Origin of the sequence: Amycolatopsis ruanii, from assembly GCF_003385175.1 — a bacterium.
Classification (GTDB): domain Bacteria; phylum Actinomycetota; class Actinomycetes; order Mycobacteriales; family Pseudonocardiaceae; genus Amycolatopsis_E; species Amycolatopsis_E thermalba.
The window spans coordinates 23,682-30,630 of the sequence record NZ_PQHY01000076.1; the positions used below are offsets into that span (position 1 = coordinate 23,682).

Consider the following 6,949-nt stretch of genomic DNA (forward strand, 5'->3'; position numbering starts at 1 on the left):
CACGACGTGCCCGCGGCGGATTCCAGCACCGGCGGCCGTGCTCCGTCGGAATCCCCCAGCTGCGCTCCGGTGGCTGGGCGAAACCGGGACCGCAGCAGCAACCTGTGCGGCGTGACTGATCACGACATCGACCGCATCGACCACTCCGTCCTGTACACCACCGACATCGAAGCCACCGCCGCGACGTACGAGGCGCTCGGCTTCACCCTCAGCCCGCTGTCGCTGCACACCGGCTCCGATCGCCCCGGCGGCGAGCGCAAGCCGATGGGCGCCGGCAACCGGTGCGCGCTGTTCGGCCGGACCTACCTGGAACTGCTCGGCCTGTTCGGCGACGGCTCGGTGGACCCGTGGAACATCCGCCCGCTGATCGCCCGGTACGAGGGCCTGCACGGCTGTTCGTTCGGCTGCGACGACGCCGGTACCGTCTACCAGCGGCTGCGCGAAGCGGGACTGTCGTCGTCCGGGGTGCTGCCACTGCAACGGGACGTCGCCACCCCCGGCGGGACGGCGACCGCGCGGTTCCAGGCGATTCACCTGGACCGCGCGCTCACCCCGGAAGGGCTGATCCACATCGCGCACCACCTGACGCCCGAGTTGATCCACCAGCCCCGCTACACCAGCCACGCCAACGGCGCGATCCAGCTGCACAGCGTGTTGCTGGTGGTGGACGACGCCGACCTGGAGGCCACGGTCGCTCGCTACGCCCTCACCCTGGGCACCGAACCCGTGGCCGAGGAACCGCTGCGGGTCCTGTCCCTCCCGACCGGCCGAATGGAGATCGTCGCGGTCTCCGCTTTCGGCGAGGTGCTGCCCGGCGAGCCGGTGCCCACGCTGCCCTACCTCGCGGGGCAGGCCGTCGCCGTCACGGACGTCGACGCGGCTCGCGCCCTGGTCGAGAGCAACGGGTTCACCGTCCGCGAGCTGCCCGGCGGGTTCTTCGTCGGCGCCGGTGAGGCCCGCGGCGCGGCCATCGCCTTCCTGGCGGCGTGACCGATGACCGGCCTCGTTCGCGCGCCCGCCGGGGCACTGCGCGGTGTTCCCACCGGCGCGGTCACGGCCTTTCCCGGTGTCCCGTACGGCAGCGCCGGGCGGTTCGCCGCGCCCCGGCCGGCCCCCGCCTGGGCGGGGGTGCGGGACGCCGGCCACCCGGGTCCGGCGTGCCCGCAGCCGCCCTCCCGGCTGGCCCGCATCATGGGGCCGGGCAGCGACCTGGCCCAGGCCGAGGACTGCTTGTCCGTGAACGTCTGGACTCCGGGCGGGACCGGGCTGCCGGTGCTGGTGTGGCTGCACGGCGGCGGATTCTCCAGCGGATCGGGCGCGGAAGCCTGGTACGACGGAGCCCTGCTGGCCGAACGCGGCCGGATGGTGGTCGTCACGGTCAACTACCGGCTGGGCGCCCTCGGGTACCTGTACCTGTCACCCGGGTTCGGTCCGGCCAACCTCGGCCTGCTCGATCAGATCGCCGCGTTGACGTGGGTGCGGGACAACATCGTCGCGTTCGGCGGCGACCCGGACCGCGTCACGCTGGCCGGGCAATCCGCCGGGGCGCTGTCGGCGCTCGCGCTCCTGGGCCGTCCCGCTGGTCCCGGCCTGTTCCACCAGGTCATCCTGCAGAGCACACCGGCCGGGGTCACCCCGTTCAGCCGACGGGAAGCAGCCGGGATCGGCCGCCACCTGCTGGAGGTTCTCGGCCCGCACCCGGCCGAGGCAGAACACCTGCGGACCGTGCCCGTTCCCCGCCTCCTGGCCGCCCAGCAGGAACTCGCGCGGCGCAGGGCGGCGCCGCTGTCCGTGACCCCACCGTTCCAGCTGGTCGCCGACGGCGTCCCCGCCGACCTGCTCGCCGGCGCGCCCGGCGACCTTCCCGTGCTGATCGGCACGACCCGCGACGAGGCCTCGGCGTTCTTCCCCGGCGCGCCCGCGGACCTGACCGCGCGGCTCTTCGGCGACGGCAGCCGCCGGCTGGCCCGGCAGGCCGGTTCCGCCTTCGCCTTCCGGTTCGACTGGTCACCACCCGGCAGCCCCTTCGGCGCCTGCCACTGCATCGAACTGCCGTTCGTGTTCGGCGGCCTGGACGCCTGGCGCGCGGCGCCGATGCTGGCCGGCGCCGATCCCGCCGATCTACGGCGGCTGGTGGACCAGGTGCAACGCGCCTGGACGGGACTCGTCCACACCGGATCACCCGGCTGGCCGCCGTTCCCGCACGTCAGGCACTTCGCCTGACCCCCGCTACCCTGACGCCGGTGAGTTCCCTGGTCCTGGACGAGCTCGACCGCTCGATCGTCCACGCGCTGCACGTCGACGGCCGCGCGCCCTTCAGCCGCATCGCGTCCGTGGTCGGTGTATCGGATCAGACAGTCGCGCGGCGCTACCGCAGGCTTCGGTCCACCGGATCGCTCCGGGTGATCGGCCTGCCGGACGCCCGGCGGCTGGACTGGGTGGAATGGTTCGTCCGGGTCCAGGTGACACCCGACGCGGCGGTGCCCGTCGCCGACGCGCTGGCTCGCCGGCCGGACACCTCCTGGGTGTGCCTCACCTCCGGGGGAAAGCAGATCTGCTGCGTCACGCGGGTGCGCAGCACCGGCAAACGCGACGCGCTGCTCCTCGGGCAACTACCCAGGACACCCCGGGTCACCGGCGTCACGGCGCACTGCCTGCTGCGCGTCTTCGCCGGCGGCCCGTCCGGCTGGCACGGCAGGGCCGACTTCCTCACGCCCGAGCAGATCGCGGCTCTCGCCCCCGAACCACCGCGCGACCGGAAAGAACGGGTCGTGCTGCAAGACGGCGACGAGCAGCTGCTGGCCGCCCTCGCCCGCGACGGCCGGGCGACCTACCCCGATCTCGCCAAGGCGACCGGTTGGTCGGAGATGACGGCCACACGCAGGCTCGCGCAGCTGCGTCAGCGCGGCGCGCTGTTCTTCGACGTGGACATCGATCCCCTGCTCCTGGGGTTCGAGACCCTCGCCATCCTCTGGCTGACCGTCGATCCGGCCCGGATGCGCCCGGCGGCCGAAGCCCTCGCCGCGCATCCCGAGGTCGCCTTCGCCGCGGCCACCACCGGCCCGGCCAACCTGCTGGTCTTCGCCGCCTGCCGCGACGTGGACTCCCTCTACGACTTCCTCGAACGCGGCATGGGCACGCTGCCGGGGATCCGCCAGCTCGAGAGCGCACCGGTCATCCGCAACAGCAAGCGAGCCGGGGGAGCCCAGGCGCCCGGTTCCGGAACGCCACGTCCTCCGAAGCGGTAGAAGATCCACCGATCACGGCCGGCGGCGTCAGCTGTCGATCTTCCCGAGCTGGATCAGCAGCTCCAGCTGGTCGTAGTAGAGGTGGCTGTCGGTCATCTGGCCGGCCCGGACGCGGTGGACCTCGCAGAACGGGATGTCCACCGTCCGCTGCGTCGGGGCGATGTCGCCGGCCGGGGTGACCAGCCGGCCGGTGTGGGTGCCCTGGAAGCGGCCCTCCAGCACGCCGCCGTCCTCGTCGCCGTGGATGCTCATGACCGCGATCTGGTTGTCCGGGAACGCGTCGTGCCAGGTCGACCACTCCGCCTCCAGCGCCTCGCGTCCGGCGAGCCGGAACCCGCCGGGAGCGCGGAGCTCGAAGGCGGTCTGGTCGGTCATGCCCCGCCAGCCCTCGCGGTCGCCGGCGTTCCACAGGTCGACCCACCGCTGGGTGAGGCTGTTCGTGCCGCCCTCCCGCACGGTGGTGAACAGCAGCCGGTACTCGCCCACCGACCGGACCTGCGCGTGGATCCGCGCCAGGGTGTCGGCACGCAGGCGGGCCACCGCGGCGCGGCTGTCCGCCAGCTGCTCCATGGTTTCGTAGGCGGCGATCACCAGGCAGCGGCCCTGCTCGCGGTCGGCGAGCATCTGCGCGCTGCACAGCCCGTCCATCTTCACCAGGCCGGGCACCGCGTTCTCGCGGAAGGCCTGGATCGCCGCGCCGACCTCGCCGGGCGGGCAGTCGATGGTGGTCATCCGGACGCCGGCGCCCGGACCGGGGCGGCTGCGGCGGACGAAGACCGGGACCTCGAAGTGGTCCACGGTGATCAGGCCCGCGCCCAGCTCGGCGGCTTCCTTGCGGGAGGCTTCCACGGCGTGCTCGGAGAGCGTCATCGACTCCGCGGAGTCCCAGTAGGTCCCGGCGACGGTGATGCCCAGCTCGCTGTTGGTGAGGACGGCCAGCCCGCGGTTGCCGGCCTGCGCCTCCACGAAGGGGCGCACGGTCGTGTCCAGGTAGTGCGTGACCTCGTCGATCCGGGCGGGGTCGCCGATGAGCGTGTTGATGCGTGCGTACACGAGACCCTCCCTCGATGCTGGTGGTGGTGCCCGGAACCCTCCAGCGTCGTCCTCGTCCCGGGCCGCGGCTAGGGCCGAAAGACCGGGGCTCAGGACGGCCTGCCGTCACCGGGCGCCGGTTCGGCGGGCCTGGGCGGATCGCCCGCGCCGGGCTCCTCGGGAGCGACCCGGTACGCGTCCAGGGCATCCAGCCCCGGCCGGAACCCGGAGCCGACGAAATCACCGAACAGGCGCCACATCGCGCGTTCCTCGTCGATCTGCTGCGGAAGCGCGAACCCGAGTGCGGTGGCCAGTGGCTGCCGGCCGAGGTTGACCATCGCCCGGACCGCGCCTGCCCACTCGTCGGTGGCCACCACGGCCAGGCGGTACCAGATCACCGTCAGCGGCAGCAGGCCGATCATCGTCGCCACGACCAGCCAGGGACGCACGGCGGCGCCGAGGGCGAGATCGATCCCGGCTGCCACGACGACGAGCAGGTGCCCGTAGAGCAGGCAGACGAAGAAGTCGACGCTCATCCGGGCGTCGTCGGTCTGTTTGCGCACCGGTTCGGGCACGGCGGCGTTGAGTTCGTGCCACAGCACCTGCGAGTCGAGCCGGTACCGGTCGTGCCCGTACTCCTCGAACCGCCGGATCGCGTTGCCGAGCCGGGTCGCGGCGACCTGCCGGTCGTCCACCGGGTACCGATGCAACCGCTCCTCCAGCACCGCGAACCAGACCGGGCCCCTGCGGAGATCCGCGGCGAGGTGGCGGCTGATGACCGGGTGCGCGCGGAAGGCGTCCAGCACGGACTTCTCGTCGCCGGTCAGGTGGCGTTCCCGCCGCACCAGGGACACGGCGTCGACGCGGTTGCGCACCAGGTGCTTGCGGGCCAGATGGCGCCGGCGACGAGCCTGGGCCAGGCGGCGGGGCCAGCCGAGATGGCCTTCGAGGACGCGGTAGAGCGGGATCTGCAGGGCCGCCAGGACCAGGCCGAGCACCGCGGTGGCGACCAGGCCGAAGATCGCGGCGCGAGCCGCCTCGGCGCCGGGCGCGTCGAACCGGCTCAGTTCCGGCACCACCACGAACCCGAAGATCAGCACGTTGATCAGGCTGGGCAGGATCCAGCCGACCAGCAGCCCGCGCCCACCGGCGAGGGCGCTCTGGAATATCCCGGTCACCGGCTACCCGCGCCGCCGCAGTGCGCGGCGGTACCACGGCTCGCGCACGTCGTCGTAGGGACCCGGGATCCCGGAATCCGAGCCGGCACGGGCCGAGCCCGGTGCCGGCGCCGTGTCCGCGATGGCCTCGGCCAACGGCAGTGCACGCTCGTACAACCCGTCCAGAAGGGCCTGCCGCCGCTGTTCGTCAGGATCTTCGTAGAACCGCGGGCCAGCCGAAGGGCGGGCGCCGATGCGTCCCGTCGGCCCGTCCGCGGACGTGGGCGTGGCCTTGGGCGTGGGCTTGGGCAGAGGCGGAGGTTCATCGAGACCGGCGACGGCGATGTCGAGTTGCTGCTTGGACAGGGTCAGCAGCGTCTCGACTCCCCTGCCGGTGTACGTGGCGAACGATGCGTGCGCGACCCGGGTGGCCTCCACGAACGCCGCGAACGCGACGCGCGGATGGTACGGGGCGATCCGCGGGTGTGCTCCGGCGCCGCGGCGCACCATGTCGGCCCACGCGGCCATGACCGGCGCCACCCGGACTTCCAGTTCGTCCACCACGGCCGTCATCGCGACCCGCGTGCCTTCCAGCCGTGGGTCGCCCGGCGTCAACCCGGTGCGAAAACCCGGATCGTCCCGCAGCCGGTCCAGTGCGCGGCCGAGGGCCTCGTGCACCGTCCGGACCACCCCCTCGGCCTTCTCCATGAGCCGACCGTACTGGCGCGACTACGGTGCGTCTGGCGAATGGCGCAAAAACTTCTCGGCCGGCTAGATCCCGCGGCCGGCGGCCTTGAGCCGGCCGATGGCGGCGGCGTCGCCGTCGAAGGTCACGTGGACGGCGTCCCGGCCGAAGACGAACAGCAGCAGCTCCACGGGGTCGCCGGTGACGGTGACCTGCTCGGCGCCGGTTCTGGCGGTGGCTTCGCGGCCGTCGGTGGTGCGCAGCGTGACGCCGACGGGTACGCGGCGCAGGTTGATCCTGGCCGCGGTCCGGGCGGCGCGCCACGCGGCGGCGTCGCGGGTGGCCTCGGCCGGGCGGGGTGCCCAGCCCGGACGGCCGCGGCGCACGTCCTCGTGGTGCACGAGGAACTCGGCGGTGTTGGTCAGCTCGTCGAGCCGGCCGATCGAGGTGGGCCAGTACCAGGCCGGCCCGCGGCGGACCCGGTCGACCAGCTCGGGCCACGGCTGCGCGGCGATCGCGTCCTGGACGCGCTGGGTGTGCCCGGCCAGCGGCGGCAGCAGGATGCCCAGGGCGGCGTCCGGACGGCTCTCCCGCACGACGAGGTGCGCGGCGAGGTCGCGGGTCAGCCACCCCTGGCACAGGGTGGGCGCGTCGGGCCCGGTCTCGTCCAGCAGGAGGCTCAGCAGACGACGTTCCTCAGCGGCGACACCCATGCGACCACCCTACCGGCCGGTAGGGGGTGAGGGGGCGCGCCGCGGCGCACGTCCTCGTGGTGCACGAGGAACTCGGCGGTGTTGGTCAGCTCGTCGAGCCGGCCGATCGAGGTG

7 protein-coding genes are annotated in these 6,949 nt (G+C 73.2%); 3 read left to right on the forward strand and 4 right to left on the reverse strand.

Going from position 1 to position 6,949, the window contains the following annotated elements; translation table 11 throughout:
- The first annotated feature begins 111 nt into the window (after positions 1 to 111).
- The 3 genes from D0D28_RS29220 to D0D28_RS29230 are packed head-to-tail and all read left to right on the forward strand — an operon-like array spanning position 112 to position 3,248.
- Positions 112 to 990, forward strand: a complete 879-nt coding sequence (locus D0D28_RS29220; RefSeq protein ID WP_158224372.1) for a VOC family protein — start codon at positions 112 to 114, stop codon at positions 988 to 990.
- A gap of 3 nt (positions 991 to 993) precedes the next feature.
- Positions 994 to 2,223, forward strand: coding sequence for a carboxylesterase family protein (locus tag D0D28_RS29225; protein WP_116114161.1), 1,230 nt, complete (start codon positions 994 to 996; stop codon positions 2,221 to 2,223).
- 20 nt (positions 2,224 to 2,243) lie between these two features.
- Positions 2,244 to 3,248, forward strand: a complete 1,005-nt coding sequence (locus tag D0D28_RS29230; protein WP_116114164.1) for an Lrp/AsnC family transcriptional regulator — start codon at positions 2,244 to 2,246, stop codon at positions 3,246 to 3,248.
- Positions 3,249 to 3,275: 27 nt separating this feature from the next.
- On the opposite strand, the gene D0D28_RS29235 is transcribed toward D0D28_RS29230, so the two are convergent.
- The 4 genes from D0D28_RS29235 to D0D28_RS29250 form a co-directional block, all read right to left on the reverse strand.
- Positions 3,276 to 4,301 (reverse strand): ester cyclase, encoded by a 1,026-nt coding sequence (locus D0D28_RS29235; RefSeq protein WP_205413393.1) that lies wholly within the window; start codon positions 4,299 to 4,301, stop codon positions 3,276 to 3,278.
- A gap of 89 nt (positions 4,302 to 4,390) precedes the next feature.
- Positions 4,391 to 5,458, reverse strand: a complete 1,068-nt coding sequence (locus D0D28_RS29240; protein ID WP_240323404.1) for a hypothetical protein — start codon at positions 5,456 to 5,458, stop codon at positions 4,391 to 4,393.
- Between the two features lie 3 nt (positions 5,459 to 5,461).
- A complete protein-coding gene (locus D0D28_RS29245; protein WP_116114166.1) occupies positions 5,462 to 6,145 on the reverse strand; it encodes a hypothetical protein in 684 nt (227 codons plus the stop codon).
- A gap of 63 nt (positions 6,146 to 6,208) precedes the next feature.
- Positions 6,209 to 6,835: a TIGR03085 family metal-binding protein gene (locus D0D28_RS29250; RefSeq protein ID WP_094002621.1), complete on the reverse strand. Its 627-nt coding sequence runs from the start codon at positions 6,833 to 6,835 to the stop codon at positions 6,209 to 6,211.
- Positions 6,836 to 6,949 lie beyond the last annotated feature (114 nt).

What these genes read in the sequence shown, in the direction of transcription:
- D0D28_RS29250 (WP_094002621.1), bottom strand. Translation starts at nt 6,835, where the DNA reads ATGGGTGTCGCCGCTGAGGAACGTCGTCTGCTGAGCCTCCTGCTGGAC.
- D0D28_RS29225 (WP_116114161.1), top strand. Translation starts at nt 994, where the DNA reads ATGACCGGCCTCGTTCGCGCGCCCGCCGGGGCACTGCGCGGTGTTCCC.
- D0D28_RS29245 (WP_116114166.1), bottom strand. Translation starts at nt 6,145, where the DNA reads ATGGAGAAGGCCGAGGGGGTGGTCCGGACGGTGCACGAGGCCCTCGGC.